The 13309-nt window shown below is 62.6% G+C and carries 14 protein-coding genes; 7 read left to right on the top strand and 7 right to left on the bottom strand.

Annotated features, from left to right (window positions below):
• The first annotated feature begins 155 nt into the window (after nucleotides 1-155).
• Together BW978_RS10930 and BW978_RS10925 are read left to right on the top strand one after the other, a co-directional pair.
• Complete coding sequence (locus BW978_RS10930; RefSeq protein WP_076395061.1) at nucleotides 156-1535, top strand: TIGR03808 family TAT-translocated repetitive protein; 1380 nt, start codon at nucleotides 156-158, stop codon at nucleotides 1533-1535.
• Nucleotides 1536-1653: 118 nt separating this feature from the next.
• Nucleotides 1654-3492: a putative bifunctional diguanylate cyclase/phosphodiesterase gene (locus BW978_RS10925; RefSeq protein WP_076395059.1), complete on the top strand. Its 1839-nt coding sequence runs from the start codon at nucleotides 1654-1656 to the stop codon at nucleotides 3490-3492.
• Between the two features lie 56 nt (nucleotides 3493-3548).
• Here BW978_RS10925 and BW978_RS10920 read toward each other — a convergent pair whose 3' ends face one another.
• Nucleotides 3549-4103 carry a DUF2087 domain-containing protein gene (locus BW978_RS10920; RefSeq protein ID WP_076395057.1) on the bottom strand — a complete coding sequence of 185 codons (555 nt, stop codon included), beginning with the start codon at nucleotides 4101-4103 and terminating at the stop codon, nucleotides 3549-3551.
• Between the two features lie 303 nt (nucleotides 4104-4406).
• On the opposite strand from BW978_RS10920, the gene BW978_RS10915 reads away from it, so the two are divergent.
• Nucleotides 4407-5066: a glutathione S-transferase family protein gene (locus BW978_RS10915; RefSeq protein WP_076395055.1), complete on the top strand. Its 660-nt coding sequence runs from the start codon at nucleotides 4407-4409 to the stop codon at nucleotides 5064-5066.
• 47 nt (nucleotides 5067-5113) lie between these two features.
• Here BW978_RS10915 and BW978_RS10910 read toward each other — a convergent pair whose 3' ends face one another.
• Nucleotides 5114-5470 (bottom strand): DUF4406 domain-containing protein, encoded by a 357-nt coding sequence (locus tag BW978_RS10910; RefSeq protein WP_076395053.1) that lies wholly within the window; start codon nucleotides 5468-5470, stop codon nucleotides 5114-5116.
• 119 nt (nucleotides 5471-5589) lie between these two features.
• Here BW978_RS10910 and BW978_RS10905 point away from each other — a divergent pair, with 119 nt between their 5' ends.
• The gene (locus BW978_RS10905) at nucleotides 5590-6345 is read left to right on the top strand and encodes a DeoR/GlpR family DNA-binding transcription regulator (protein WP_076395051.1); all 756 of its coding nucleotides are present in this window, start codon (nucleotides 5590-5592) and stop codon (nucleotides 6343-6345) included.
• 18 nt (nucleotides 6346-6363) lie between these two features.
• Here BW978_RS10905 and BW978_RS10900 read toward each other — a convergent pair whose 3' ends face one another.
• From BW978_RS10900 to BW978_RS10890, 3 genes are all read right to left on the bottom strand, one after another.
• Nucleotides 6364-7704, bottom strand: coding sequence for a lipopolysaccharide biosynthesis protein (locus BW978_RS10900; protein ID WP_139330467.1), 1341 nt, complete (start codon nucleotides 7702-7704; stop codon nucleotides 6364-6366).
• Nucleotides 7701-8993, bottom strand: coding sequence for a GNAT family N-acetyltransferase (locus BW978_RS10895; RefSeq protein WP_076395047.1), 1293 nt, complete (start codon nucleotides 8991-8993; stop codon nucleotides 7701-7703). The genes BW978_RS10900 and BW978_RS10895 overlap by 4 nt, the downstream gene beginning before the upstream one ends.
• 119 nt (nucleotides 8994-9112) lie before the next feature.
• On the bottom strand, nucleotides 9113-10120 hold the full coding sequence (locus BW978_RS10890; protein WP_076395045.1) for an asparaginase: 1008 nt from the start codon (nucleotides 10118-10120) through the stop codon (nucleotides 9113-9115).
• 72 nt (nucleotides 10121-10192) lie between these two features.
• Here BW978_RS10890 and BW978_RS10885 point away from each other — a divergent pair, with 72 nt between their 5' ends.
• Nucleotides 10193-10927, top strand: coding sequence for a DUF3750 domain-containing protein (locus BW978_RS10885; RefSeq protein WP_076395043.1), 735 nt, complete (start codon nucleotides 10193-10195; stop codon nucleotides 10925-10927).
• A gap of 340 nt (nucleotides 10928-11267) precedes the next feature.
• On the opposite strand, the gene BW978_RS10880 is transcribed toward BW978_RS10885, so the two are convergent.
• Nucleotides 11268-11636 carry an NIPSNAP family protein gene (locus BW978_RS10880; protein WP_076395041.1) on the bottom strand — a complete coding sequence of 123 codons (369 nt, stop codon included), beginning with the start codon at nucleotides 11634-11636 and terminating at the stop codon, nucleotides 11268-11270.
• Nucleotides 11637-11760: 124 nt separating this feature from the next.
• Between BW978_RS10880 and BW978_RS10875 the strand changes: the two genes are divergently transcribed.
• Nucleotides 11761-12066, top strand: a complete 306-nt coding sequence (locus BW978_RS10875; RefSeq protein ID WP_076395039.1) for a hypothetical protein — start codon at nucleotides 11761-11763, stop codon at nucleotides 12064-12066.
• Nucleotides 12067-12132: 66 nt separating this feature from the next.
• Nucleotides 12133-12507, top strand: coding sequence for a VOC family protein (locus tag BW978_RS10870; RefSeq protein ID WP_076395037.1), 375 nt, complete (start codon nucleotides 12133-12135; stop codon nucleotides 12505-12507).
• A 78-nt stretch (nucleotides 12508-12585) separates the two neighbouring features.
• On the opposite strand, the gene BW978_RS10865 is transcribed toward BW978_RS10870, so the two are convergent.
• The gene (locus BW978_RS10865; RefSeq protein ID WP_076395035.1) at nucleotides 12586-13281 is read right to left on the bottom strand and encodes an Ntn hydrolase family protein; all 696 of its coding nucleotides are present in this window, start codon (nucleotides 13279-13281) and stop codon (nucleotides 12586-12588) included.
• Nucleotides 13282-13309: the final 28 nt, after the last annotated feature.

Below are 13309 nucleotides of genomic sequence, written 5' to 3'. Positions count from 1 at the left end.
TTGATCTGGCTCAAGTCTTTGCCTGAAATTGCTTAGACCAAAGGCGAAGCACCTCACCCGCGCCGTTAACACTGTTTTAAGCCTGTTCTTGCCGGGGCTGCACGCTTCCTCCAAGGTTCTGGCCTGACAGTGAAAGCCGGAAACGGAACGGACACATGCCTTCTCGACGCTCGGTCATGATCGGCCTTGGCGGGCTCTTTGCGACAGCGGGCCTGCCCGGCGGCCTGCGCTTTGCGTGTGCCCAGACGCTTGCCATGGCGGAACTGCGCGGCGGCTTCGACGCGGCCGAAGCCGGGATCCTGCCCGGCGCCGAAGACGATCAGAGCGCCAAGCTGCAGGATCTGATCGACCGGGCGGCGGCCATGGGCCAGCCGGTCTTCCTACCGGCCGGCACTTACGAAGTCGCCAATCTCGAACTGCGCGATGGCAGCCGGATCGTCGGCGTGCCGGGACTGACGCGGCTTGTCTATCGCGGCGACGGACATCTGATTGCAGCCCAGGACATTCGGCGCCTCAGCCTGTCGGGCCTCACCTTCGACGGCGCCAATCGCTGGCTTGCCGATTACACCGAGGGGCTTCTCTCCTTCCGCAGTGTCGACGACGTGACGATCGAGGCCTGCGAAATTACCGGCAGCCGCAAATCCGGGATCTATCTGGCACGCTGCGGCGGCCGGATCGATAAGACGCGGATCTCGGGCGCCACTGAAGCCGGCATCTGGGCGATCGAGGGCAAGGCCTTCTCGATCCGCAACAACCAGATCTTCGACTGTGGCAATGGCGGCGTTCTGGTGCATCGCTGGACGAAGGGCGAAGACGGCAGCGTCATTGCCGGCAACAGGGTGGCACGGATCGGCGCCACCAATGGCGGCACCGGGCAATATGGCAACGGGATCAACGTCTTTCGCGCCGACAATGTGCTGGTGTCGCAAAACCACGTTTCGGACTGCGCTTTTTCGGCCATCCGGGCCAACTCCGCTTCCAACATCACGATCAGCGGCAACCAGGCCTTCCGATCCGGCGAAACGGCCATCTATGCCGAATTCGAGTTCGAGGGCGCGCTGATCACAGGCAACATCATTGATGGTGCGGCCATCGGCATTTCTGTCGCCAATTTCGACCATGGCGGGCGCCTGTCGACCGTCAGCAACAACATCGTCAGGCGGATCGTCAACAAGGGCCCCTATGTGCCGACGATCAGCAGCTTCGGCTTCGGCATCTCGGTGGAGGCCGACACGCTGGTGAGCGGCAATCTCGTCGAAGGCGCGGACACAGCGGCGCTTGCGATCGGCTGGGGTCCCTACCTGCGCAACGTCATCGTCAGCGACAACATATTGCGCGACAGCCCGGAGGGCATGCGGGTGAGCGTGGTCGAGGGTGCCGGCCAAACTGTGATCCGCGGCAATATCGTCGAGGGTGCGGACAAGGGCGCGATCCTCGGATATCGCTGGAAGGAGCGCATCAGGGATGACATGATCGGCGGCGACGGGGACTTCCCGCATCTCAGCCTCGCCGGCAATATCTCGGCCGTCCGCTGAGCGGTCACTGCAGCGTCCTTAACGCTTTAGAAACCAAGCCCTGACGTCGATAGATGTCGTAATCACTATTTAAGCCTCGCCTGATTTACTTGACGGCAATCAACTTGTCGCGGGTCCCATGCTTCTTCGTTTGCAGAACATCATCCTTGAGAAGATCGCCACCGGCCAGTCGCTGGCGGAGACCGTCGATTACCTGTGCCGCGAAGTCGAAACCATGAGCGATGACGTCGTCTGCTCGGTTCTTCTCCTCGACGAAGAGCGGCGCCTTCGGCATCTCGCCGGACCCTCGCTTCCACTCGAATATACATCCGCGATCGACGGTATCGCGATCGGCCATGGGGTCGGATCCTGTGGAACGGCGGCCTATCATGGCGAGCCTGTTCTGGTCGAAGACATCGACGCGCATGAATACTGGCAGCCCTACAAGCACCTTGCCCTGCCGATCGGGCTCAAGGCCTGCTGGTCGACGCCCATCATCGGTTCGGGCAAGGTTCTCGGGACTTTCGCCTTCTATTATCGCACCAGTCGCGGCCCTTCGGAGCAGGAACGGCAGATCGTCAACGCCTGCGTGCATCTTTGTGCCATTGCCATCGAACGCGACCAGCGCATGGCCGAACGGCGGCGTCTTGCCGATACGGACGGGCTGACGGGACTGCCGAACCGCAGCCGCTTCAACGAAGTGATATCGGAGGTCGCCAGGCGCGATGGCGACTGGGCGCTAATGCTGATCGACCTCGACAATCTCAAGATGGTCAACGACACCTTCGGCCATGGCGCGGGCGACGACCTGATCCGCATCGTGGCCGAACGAATGAAGCAGGAAGTCCCGGCCGGCATGGCGTTTCGTCTGGGCGGCGACGAGTTTGCCGTGATCGTACCCTGCCTTGCGACCACCGAACCTGCAGCACTCGCCGAAACGCTGATTTCCCGGATCAAGGAGCCCGCCGATTGCAGCGGGCATCTCATCTATCCGGCCGCGACCCTCGGGGGTGCAAGGGCCGGAGTTGAACGCAGCCCGCAACAGGTGCGGCAGAATGCCGACTATGCCCTCTACCACGCCAAAGAGCGCGCACGCGGCAGATATCTCGAATATCAGGCCGGGCTCGGGACGGCGATCGCCAAGCGCTTCCGCTCGGTACAGGAGGTCGACCAGGCGCTGCGGGACGACCGGATCGACGCCCATTTTCAGCCGATCGTCGAGCTCTCGACCGGCCGCATCATGGGGTTTGAATCCCTTTGCCGAATGCTGATGCCAGATGGCCGTATCGTGGCCGCCGCACATTTCCATGAGGCGATGAAGGACGCGCATGTCGCGATCGAAGTCACCGATCGAATGCTGGAGCGTTCCGCCTCGGCCGCTGGCGAGTGGCACCGGGAAGGCCTGGTCTTTTCCCGCGTCGGCATCAATCTCTCGGCCGCCGATTTTCATCGCGGGGGGCTGACGCGGCGCATCGTCGACGCCTTTGCCAAAGCGGGGCTTGAGCCTACGGCCGTCGTGGCGGAGGTGACAGAATCCGTCTATCTCGCGCAGAAGGACAATGTCGTCGCTGACGAGATCCATGCGATGCGGGAAGCTGGCATCAAGGTGGCGCTCGACGATTTCGGTACCGGTTTTGCTTCGCTCACCCATCTGCTGACGGTACCAGTCGATGTCATCAAGATCGACAAATGCTTTGTCAGGCGTCTGGCGGATGCCGGAAGTGGCGGCGTCATCACCAAGGGTCTCCTCGACATCGCCAAGGGCCTCGGTATCTGGGTGGTTGCGGAAGGCATCGAAGAGCTATCCCAGGCTGAACACCTGCTATCGCTCGATTGCAAAGCCGGCCAGGGCTATTTCTTCTCCCGGCCGGTGGATCGCGACAGCGTTCGCGAGATGCTGGAGGTCAGCGACCACCATTTTGAATGGAACCGCATCCTGCGCGAACACAGCCGGCAAGTCTTCGACAGAACCGGTTGAGGCGCGAGCGGCAAGCGCGCCCGCGCCCAAGTCTGGTTCAAACCTCGTTTATCCGCTCAGGTCTCGCGGTGCCGACTGGTGACAAGGCGGATCAGTTCGCGCGCCTCCGGTGGCGGACGCTTCTCGACCCGACGATAGAGGCGGCAATCGCGGGTGCGGGTGAGAAGCCCCATATTGACCAGTTCCCGGCGGATCAGCACGTGATCGCCAAAGCCGTTATGGCGCATCAGCACCGCATTGACCGCCTTTTCCGGCATGTCCTCACCGGCCGGCAGGAAGGACCAGAGCACCCAGAGCGCCAGTTGTTGCTGGTTGAGCTTGCCCGGCCAACGGACGAGACTATCGGTTCCGGCAAAGCAGCGGGCGGTGAGCTCGACGCGGCGAAAATCGACGGCGGGCTCCGCTTCGACCAGCACCGGATGGGCTAGGCGATCTTCTGCCGCGCGGCTTGCCTTGAAATGCTGGTAGTTGCGATAGCCGACGGCACGCGTCAGCATGTTCAGGAGCTCGACATGACCGGGCAAGTCTGCCCGCGCTTCGAGTTCGCGTTTCAGGTTTTTGGCCAGCGCCGACAGATCGGGGGCTGCGAAGGCATGTGTTGTCTTCGACATCTCATTTCTCCTGGTCGTGCCCGGCTGCCTCAAGCAGCCAACATGGCCGGTGGTCACCGACTTCCGACGGGGCACGGGAAAACGAGCTTCGTCGATCAGAAGAAAGGCAGGTTTAGCTCCCCTTGTCGGGGCGGTGACGCCTGGGTGAACTGCAGACCCTGGAGGTCCAGAGATAAGCGCAGCTCGGGCATGCTGTCAATTGCGGCGACGATCAGCAAAATTCATCGTTCCCATCAGCGCGAACGGCTTTTCCAGAGCCCATCGGCGCGATAGCCTCCGGCCTACCAATCAAGGGAGACCGGCATGCTGAAGATCTATGGCGTCTACAAGTCGCGCACAACGCGTGTCCTCTGGCTCGTGGAAGAGCTCGGCATACCCTTCGAGCTGGTGCCGGTCATTCAGGCCTACAAGCTCAAGGATCAGACGGCGGCGGATGCGCGGCTCAATACGCGGTCGCCGGAATTCCTCGCCGTCAACCCGATGGGCAGCATTCCGACGATCGAGGATGACGAGCTGGTCCTGAACGAGTCGCTGGCCCAGACGCTCTATGTGGCCAGGAAGACCGGCGGACCGATCGGCCCGCGCGATCTCAACGAAGAAGCGCAGATGCTGCAATGGTCGCTGTTTGCGGCCACCTCGATCGAGACGGATGCCCTGAAGATCTCCATGGCCAATGCCAGCGGCAAGCTGGCCTCGGAAGAGGGTCAGGCGGAAGCGGCCGAGGTCGCAAAGGTTCTCGCGCGGCCATTCGGGGTGCTTGAGGCGCATTTCTCACACAATGATTATACGGTCGGCGGACGATTTACCGTCGCCGATATTAATCTGGCCGAAGTCGTCCGCTACGCACAGGCCTATCAGCCGCTACTCGACGCGCATCCGAAGACCGCCGAATGGCTGGCGCGTGTCCAGGCCCGTCCGGGCTTCAAGGCGATGTGGGAGAAGCGGCTGGCAGAGGTGGAGTAAGGCGGGGAGTCCCGACCCCATCCGCCCCTTGATCTCGTGAGTCAGCCTCACCCGCAACCCGGCACATCCTCCAGTCTGTACCAGACCGGAATGCCGCGTTCGGTGGCGATGCGGACGTCGTTGTCGGCGCCCTTGGAGGCGCCGGGCAAGCGCAGCACGCCGTCGCAGAGTTGCAGAAGGCGCCCGGCGACGGGGTGGAAGATCTCCTCGTAGAGATCGTCGCCGATCGTCTTGCCGCCCGCGGCATGCCAGACGGGTAGCGCCACCCATTCCCCGATCATCGGCACATGGCCCGCCTTGAACAGGGCATAGGACGGCGCTTCGAGTGCCTTCAGGTTGGCCGCCATCTTTTCCGGGTCATCGCCCGTACCCGAACGATAGGGGCCGGCTATCAAAATCAGCATGTCAGTCTCCTTTTCTCGTCTGCCTCATGCAGAAACGTGCACATCTCCGCACGATTCTGCTGGATTGTCGAATCTATTTCGGCATAATCCGGAGGTATCGTGAATAAACGGGCGCAATCATGCTGACTGAACAGAGACGACGGCTGATCCTTGAGGTGCTGAAGCGTGACGGGCGGGCGGTGGCGGGAGAGCTGGCGCGGCTGTGGGAGGTCTCGGAAGATACGATCCGGCGCGACATGCGGGACATGGCGACAGCGGGTCTGCTCAAGCGCGTGCATGGCGGAGCGCTGCCGATTGTGGCCCCCCTGCCCGATCTCTCGGCGCGGCGGGGGCTTGCGACCGAGGAGAAGCAGCGGCTGGCGGCGGCAGTGCTTCGGCTGATCTCGCCGGGTCAGGTGGTGTTCCTCGACGGGGGCACGACGACGGCGGAGATCGTGCGACAGATCCCGCTCGACATGGCGCTCACCGTCGTCACCCATGCGCCGACGATTGCAGCCGACCTGGAACGGCACACAGACATCGAGGTGGTGCTGCTCGGCGGGCGGATCTTTCGCCATTCGATGGTAGCCGTCGGGCCGACGGCGCTGGCCGCAATCGATCAAATCCGGCCGGATGTCTTTTTCCTCGGCGCCACGGCCGCGCATCCGGCGGAGGGGCTGTCGACCGGGGATTTCGAGGAGGCGGCGATCAAGCGACGGATTTTGGAGCGCAGCCTTGCCACCTATTGCCCGCTGACATCAGAGAAGCTCGACAGCGTCTCGCCTTTCGGCATCGTGCCGATTGCTCAGCCTACCGGGCTGATCGTCGTGTCTGATATCGATCCGGTCGTGCTGGACAGCTATCGCGCTCAGGGCGCCCATCTTGTGCTGGCCTGACGGCCGTCGCCCTCGCAGTTAGTCCTGCGCGGCAATTCTTGTGAAGGGACGCGCCAGCACCCAATACCCCGTGTGGCGGTGGACCAGCCCCGTGACCACCACCAGCCGGACGATCTGGACGAGCACCATGGCGGCGGCAGCGCCGGTGATCCCGTAGAGGGGGACCAGCAGCAGCATGAGGCCGAGGCAGGCTGCGACCGAGATCGAGACGATGGCAAGGCTCAGGCGATAGCGGCCCTGGACCACGAGAAGTTCAGCCGCCTGGCCGGTGGCGGCGCGGACGATATAGGCGAGACCGAGCAGGACAAGGCAGGGATAGGCCGAGACGAAGGCCTCTCCGAAGAGGTGCAGCAGCGGATAACCGGCGGCAAGCGTCAGCGCCACCGAGGGGATGGTGAGCCAGAAGGTGGCATTGGTCGAGCGGGTGATGCGGGCCTGCAGCCCTGCCCTGTCGGCCGAGGCGAGCGACAGCGAGAAGCCACGCGCTGCGACCAGCATGAAGCCATATTGCACGAAGGCGGCGAGCGAGAGCGAACGCTGGGCGGCGAAATAGAGCGAGGCCTGGTCGGGGCTCACCAGGAAGCCGAGGATCAGGACGTCGATCCAGACGAAGAGTTCTTCGGCCGTCATTGCCGGCATCATCAGCACCGAAGCGAGCAGCCAGAAGCGACGGCGCTCCGGTGTCGTTGCAGCAGGCGCGGCCGTCTTCGGGAGACGTGCGCGCAGGAGGAGTGCCTGGACGACAAGGACAACGATCGAGGAGAGCACGACAAGAGCAAGGACGGTTACCGCATCGAGCGGCAGGCCCGAAAGCCTCGCCAGACCGACACCGGTCATGATCAGCACGGGCCGCAGGATGAATCCCGGTACGGTCGAGAGTGCATACCAGCCGAAGCCGCGGGCAACACCTGTCACATAGGTTTCAAGCGACAGGACCGGGAAGCCGAGGGCAAGCACGCCGATCGGCAGCAGGAAGGCCGGATCGACGAGGCCCGGCAGGACAAGCAGGAAGGCGATGGCGAGAGCCGCTAGCAGGCCGGATCCAAGGATGACGGCGCGGAAGCCGGTTGCGAGATAGCCTGTCAGGTGGGCGTGTTTTTCGCGCCGGCCATAGCGGGGAATGAAGCGGGCGGCGGAATCGTAGAAGCCGAGCACGCCGATCTGTCCGACGACGCTGACCCAGGTCCAGAGAATGACATAGACACCGTAGTCCTCGAGTGCCATCAGCCGGGCAAGCAGGATCTGCAGGCCGAGCCCGACAAAGGCTGCGGCAATGCGGACGGAGATGCTGACAAGCGCCCCGCGCAGGCCGGGGTCGCGCAATGCCTGCTGCAGCCTGGCGACAGATCGCGCGATCATGGCATGCAGCACAGGACCAGGCCCATGCTGCCGCCATGGCGACCAAACAGGCGCTGGACTGCGCCGACCGCGGACAGGAGGCGGGCCCGGATTTGCGACCCGAAGCGATGGTAGATGGACCGCACATGCGGGCGAAGGCCTGCCATCCAGTGATGGCAATAGAGCCGGCCGAGGCTGGTCAAGGGAACATAGAAGGCGGTCAGCGGCTCGGTGGCGTTGGTCCAGCTCGACTTGTAGGCCGAGGGGTCATTGAGAAAATCGAAGCGGCGGATACCGGTTTCGATCGCCCAGCGCTGGGCACTCTCCATCTGCACCTTGCCCGGCGAGTGTTTCTGATAGGCGAGATCGATGGCACCGAGGAAGCAATAATAGTCATCGCGGAAGCGCATGCCGATTTCCATGGCGATCGGGCTGCCGTCGAGCGTCAGGGCATGGAGGTAAACGCCATCGTCGCCCTCGTTCGGCCTGGTGCCGAGATCGCGGAGGAAGGCGGCAAAACGCGGATCAAACACGTCGCGCCCGAGGCGGCCGGTGTCTCTCAACCAGGCCTGTTTGAGGGCAATGCAGCGATCGATGTTGTCAGCGTATTCAGGACTTCCTGCCGGATAGACGCGATAATCGAGGGCGCCCAGCTTTTCCAATCGGTTGCGGCGGCTGTTGCGCTGCAGGCGCTGCTTCTTCGGCAAGGCGCGGTGATGGCTTTCCCAGTCAGTGATAGCAGAGAGATCGAGGATGGAGGATTGCTGCCCCTCTTCGGGGCTTACCCCCTGACCTTCCATGATATCTGCGAGCAGGGCTGATTGCGGTACATGGTCGAGGCAGACGGCATCGAGCCCACGATCCCCACGGATCTCATCGAGGACTGCGCGACCGGCGTCCCGATCAAAACGAGCGGGATCGTAAAGCAGCGTCGAATACTGGTTCATCGGCGCCGTCAGCGGAACGAGAAGCGTGATCGCCGGACTGATGCGGCGGGTCATCATCGGCCAGATCATCACGCAATCGGCGCCATCCCAGAGCACATAGACCCGGGCGCGCACCTCCGTCTTTTCCGGCGCGAGGAAAACCCTGCACCAGGACAAGCACCAGTCGAAGCTCTGGAAATAACCGAAAGGCTCCGGGCAGCGCTCTTCAAGCCCCTGCCAGGCATCCTTCAGTGCCTCGAGTTCATCGAGCGTTTCGAGGCATTCGAGTTCCAGGTGGCGGCCATGGCGCACAAGCGGAATGGCCCGGCTATGGCCGGCGCTGGCCACGGCGGCGCGGTCTTGCCCTCTGATCGCAACAGTCATGAAACTCGGCCTCGTCGTTTGCCCACGATGGGTCGTGCCGCAGTCTAGACCGACAAGGGTTAAACCTCCCTTGAAGCAGGTGACCCCGACGGGACCGCCCCGGCAAGGGCGCTCGAAGCTCAGGCGAACAGCACGTCCGTCGTCCTGACTGTGCCGACCGGCATGCCATTCCAGTTCAACATGTCGTGATGGGCAAGCGCCATCAGGGCCGCCCGTTCCTCGCTATCAGCATCGAAATGGCGGGCAAGAAGGGCTGCGATCATCGCCTCTGCGGCGCGGGTTGCGCCATCCTCGGCCTTGACGGCGAAGGAAAGGCCCTTGTCCGGCAGAAGCGCGCAGAAGACGCCTTCGGCGCCGGTCTTGGCGAAGATCCTGCCCGGCGCGACCTGCATCAGCTTCGTGCAGAAACGCTTGGTGCCGGCGACGTAGAAAGGTTCTGCCATGCAGGCATTGATCAGGCGGCGGGCGGCAGCGGCGCGCAAGGGCTCCAGGCCCTTGCCGGTGACCAGCTTGCCGAAGCCGCGCGCAAGGCCCGTGAGCGGCACGGCATAGGTCGGGATCGAGCAGCCGTCGGTGCCGCAATTGTCTCTCGAAAGCACGGCGCCGGTCAGATCCGTCATGATGGCGCGGATCGCCTCCTGCAGCGGATGGTCGAAGCCGGCATAGCCACGCGGGTCTTCGCCTGTATGCACGCAGGTGCAAACAAAGCCGGAATGTTTGCCGGAGCAATTGTTATGGAGGGCGGTCGGCTTATCCAGAGTGCGGGCCTGATCGATCAGCACAGCCTGATGCGAGGACCAGTGAGCGCCACATTCGAGCACGTCCTCATCCCGGCCCGCAGCCTTCAGCATGAAGGCTGCTGTTGCGACATGCTCCGGCTCGCCCGAATGGGAGGCGCAGGCAAGTGCGAGTTCGCGGTTTCCAAAACCATAGGCATCCGCCGCACCGCTTTCGACCAGCGGCAGGGCCTGCATGGCCTTGCAGGCGGAACGCGGGAAAACACCGGAATCGACATCGCCGGCGGAAAAGACGATCGCGCCCTCCGCATCGATCACGACGGCCATGCCGCGATGGCGGCTCTCGACGAGTTGACCGCGCGTGACCTCGACCGTGATTGGATTTTCCATGACGTGCCTCAAAATGCCAATATTCTCTGATGCTTCTTAAAGCATGCATCGTCCTGCTGTTCGAGGTCCGCGTTGAAATTTCTGCTGCGCATTGTCTCCGTCATCCTGCTTGTCTTCGTCCTGCCGACGCTGGTTTCGGCTGGGCTCTGGGCGACACGCGACCATCCGGAAGGCTGGAGTTCGGCACGATGGAGTTCGTCCGGGCTGCTGCCGACGGCCGAAGAAAGCCCGGAAGCGGCAATCTACATATTCTCGGCGATGACCGGAGGACTTAAGGGGGCGATCGCCAGCCATGCCTGGATCGTCACGAAGGACGAAAACGGTGATTATCAGCGCTATGACAAGGTGGGCTGGGGCTCGCCGATCCGCCGGAACCACCGAGCACCCGATGCCTTCTGGTATTCCAACCCGCCGCGGCTCGTGGCGGAGGTGAAGGGCGAGGAGGCCAAGCGGCTGATCCCAATGGTGGAGGCGGCGATTGCCGGCTATCAATATGGCCAGCCGGGCGGCTACCGGATCTATCCGGGGCCGAACTCCAACACCTTCGTCGCCCATGTGCTGCGTGAAGTGCCGGAACTGGGAGCAGTGCTTCCGGCCGATGCGGTCGGCCGCGATTATCTGGCTGGCGGCGCCTTCTACCATCTCGACAAGGATGGCCGCGACCTGCACTTAAGCCTCGGCGGCTTTGCCGGGCTGTCCGTCGGCGTGCGCAGCGGGCTGGAGGTGAATTTCCTCGGCCTCGTGGCCGGCATCGATGTCGCGCGGCCGGGCATCAAGGTTCCGGGCTTCGGCACTGTGGGACTTTGAGCGCCCTGCCCTTACGACAAATCCCCTGAATCAAAAGAGCCACCCGCGAGGGTGGCTCCCATGAGTTTAGTCCTTTGTCTGGACCCGGACGGGGAAACCGCCCGAAGGAAGGCTGGATCAGGCCGAGGGCTGCCCCGTCAAAACCACACCCTTACCAAAGTCACACACGCAGACCGAAATCTCATTAGACATTGGATCACCTTCCTTTCGTTACGTTGTCGATGATTGGAAGGTAGGGCGGAGAAACGGATTCGACAAGGCACGTTATGTGACGTTTTGTTTGGATAATTGTGTTGCATTGCAGCGGAGTGCGATCATAATTCGCGCGCCGGTGGTTCGGTCACGCCTCTCGCTGAAAAGGCGTCAGGAACAAGCGCTCATAGCTGATGAATGGCGGGGACTTGCCGAACCTTTCATTGGCAGCCAAGCCATCCGGATCTTGCGCAACCTGTTCACGGTACTTCAAGTAGGATTGCTCATCTGGAAAAGTGAAGATCGCGACCGCTGTGTTGGCCTCGCCATCTTGACCGGTGCCAAGAAAGTTCATCTGGGCATCGTCAGGCCTTTCGCGGGGCATGAAGTAGCCAAGGTGGTGACCTCCATGGCGCTCGATGAGTCCAATCCAGATCCTTGCATAGTCTTCGAAATCTGCGATCCGACCGGGGTCCAGCCGATAACGAATCTCGCATGTGATTGGACGTCTGAGCATGGGACCTCTCGTCGGTGACTTGGCGGTTCGCCACTGTTGGTGCAACGTCTTGCCATGGCGCAATTCGTGTTGACCGCCCAGCCTTCGACAGCGAAACTCCTGCCTGCAATGGGAGGAGCATATCATGGACGATACCATCCGCTGGCGAAACATGCGCTCAGCGCCGCGCGACGGCAGCCGCATTCTGGTGACCATCCGCGCATCCGAACAGGGGCCTGGCGCCGTCGATCTCGTCTACTGGTCGAAGGGCGATCGGTTCGGGGCGGACGGCTGGAGGTCTTCCGATTCGACGCCTGGCCTGATCGTCGCCTATGCGGAGCCGGAGCTGAAATGCTGGATGCCGCTGCCGGGGGTCAACATGGACGCCATGGTCCGTCCGCCGGCTTGGGAGGGCGAGGACGAAAAGGAGCTGGACGGCTCGGGGATTTGACGAACGGGCCGGCTGCTGGACCTATCTCAGCAAACTCGACGGTACGCGCACACCTCTGGAGAAGACATGTTCACGCATATCATGATCGGTAGCAACGACCTGGAACGGTCGAAACGCTTCTACGACGCCACCTTCGTTGCGCTTGGAGGACAAGCGGGTGAAACCGATGCGCGCGGCAGACTAATCTATGTCCATAACGGCGGACGACTGATGATTACTGCGCCCATCGACGGGGGTCCGGCAACGGCCGCCAATGGCGGGACCATCGGCATCCTCGCCGAGAGCCCTGACCATGTGCAAGCCTGGCATGACGAAGGGGTGGCGCATGGCGGAACGTCGATCGAAACACCGCCTTCTCACCGTCCAAACGGTCAGTTCGTCGCTTACATGCGGGACCCGGACGGCAACAAGTTGACCGTGCGGTCCGTGCCGAAGGCATGATCCAAGGCCTGGACATACACTGCTCCGGCAGGCTGGCGTGAACCCTATTTCCAACTCACCAGGGAGAGCGCCTTCTGTTCAGTCGAATATCTTGGCGATAGCGGCCTGTTCGGCCTTCTCCCAACGAGCCACGACATCTGCGACCTTGTCGATCTCCTTGTCGGTCAGGTGATGGGCGCCGTCCTTGGTGATGCGGCACAAGCTGAACGGCTTGCCGACGCTGGCGGAGGTGAGGTCGAGCGACTGCAACACGCGCAACACCGCCGCACAGCCAACTTCAACCGATCGCTTGCCCAGGCTAAAATGCGAGAGCAGCGAGCCCGCCTGCTGGGCCATGGCCGCACCGCTGCCGATCGCGTGGAAACCGATATCGGCGTAATGTCCGATCATGCCAGACGGGGTGATCTCGATGATCCACGGCTCACCATCCCGCCATCCGGCCGCCATGACATAGGCCGAGGGCGTGCCGCCGCCTTCCTCGCCGGGCACGTCGGGAATGAAGGTGTCGTAGTGATGGCGAAGGATGGGCAGGACCTGGCTCTGCAGGGCACGACCGATGTCCGGCGCCTCGAGGATCGCGGCACTGTTTTCATTGAAGCTGCGCTGCACGTCTGTCAGTACAGAGCGAGCACCACTGCCGGCCCAGGCGGCGTCGGTGCCCAGAGGGTGAAGCTTCTGGGCCGGATAGGTCATGCCGCGCCCCTTGTCGGTGATCTGGGAATCCGATCCCATCACGACGCCATCTTCACACACGGTGGCAAGCACGACAGTCATTGAGCAGTCCTTTCAATTTCAGCGTCTC

The sequence above is a fragment of the Rhizobium sp. RU33A genome (genome assembly GCF_900156055.1).
In the GTDB taxonomy this organism is placed as follows: Bacteria; Pseudomonadota; Alphaproteobacteria; order Rhizobiales; family Rhizobiaceae; genus Allorhizobium.
Note: the sequence above shows the minus strand (reverse complement) of the source record. Positions and strands in the feature narration are given on the sequence as shown.

Bases quoted from the DNA above. Each gene is read 5' to 3' on its own strand.
- BW978_RS10930 (WP_076395061.1), top strand. From the start codon at position 156: ATGCCTTCTCGACGCTCGGTCATGATCGGCCTTGGCGGGCTCTTTGCG.
- BW978_RS10890 (WP_076395045.1), bottom strand. From the start codon at position 10,120: ATGGAAAATCCAATCACGGTCGAGGTCACGCGCGGTCAACTCGTCGAG.
- BW978_RS10875 (WP_076395039.1), top strand. From the start codon at position 11,761: ATGGACGATACCATCCGCTGGCGAAACATGCGCTCAGCGCCGCGCGAC.
- BW978_RS10880 (WP_076395041.1), bottom strand. From the start codon at position 11,636: ATGCTCAGACGTCCAATCACATGCGAGATTCGTTATCGGCTGGACCCC.
- BW978_RS10915 (WP_076395055.1), top strand. From the start codon at position 4,407: ATGCTGAAGATCTATGGCGTCTACAAGTCGCGCACAACGCGTGTCCTC.
- BW978_RS10920 (WP_076395057.1), bottom strand. From the start codon at position 4,103: ATGTCGAAGACAACACATGCCTTCGCAGCCCCCGATCTGTCGGCGCTG.
- BW978_RS10925 (WP_076395059.1), top strand. From the start codon at position 1,654: ATGCTTCTTCGTTTGCAGAACATCATCCTTGAGAAGATCGCCACCGGC.
- BW978_RS10900 (WP_139330467.1), bottom strand. From the start codon at position 7,704: ATGATCGCGCGATCTGTCGCCAGGCTGCAGCAGGCATTGCGCGACCCC.
- BW978_RS10895 (WP_076395047.1), bottom strand. From the start codon at position 8,993: ATGACTGTTGCGATCAGAGGGCAAGACCGCGCCGCCGTGGCCAGCGCC.
- BW978_RS10910 (WP_076395053.1), bottom strand. From the start codon at position 5,470: ATGCTGATTTTGATAGCCGGCCCCTATCGTTCGGGTACGGGCGATGAC.
- BW978_RS10905 (WP_076395051.1), top strand. From the start codon at position 5,590: ATGCTGACTGAACAGAGACGACGGCTGATCCTTGAGGTGCTGAAGCGT.
- BW978_RS10870 (WP_076395037.1), top strand. From the start codon at position 12,133: ATGTTCACGCATATCATGATCGGTAGCAACGACCTGGAACGGTCGAAA.
- BW978_RS10865 (WP_076395035.1), bottom strand. From the start codon at position 13,281: ATGACTGTCGTGCTTGCCACCGTGTGTGAAGATGGCGTCGTGATGGGA.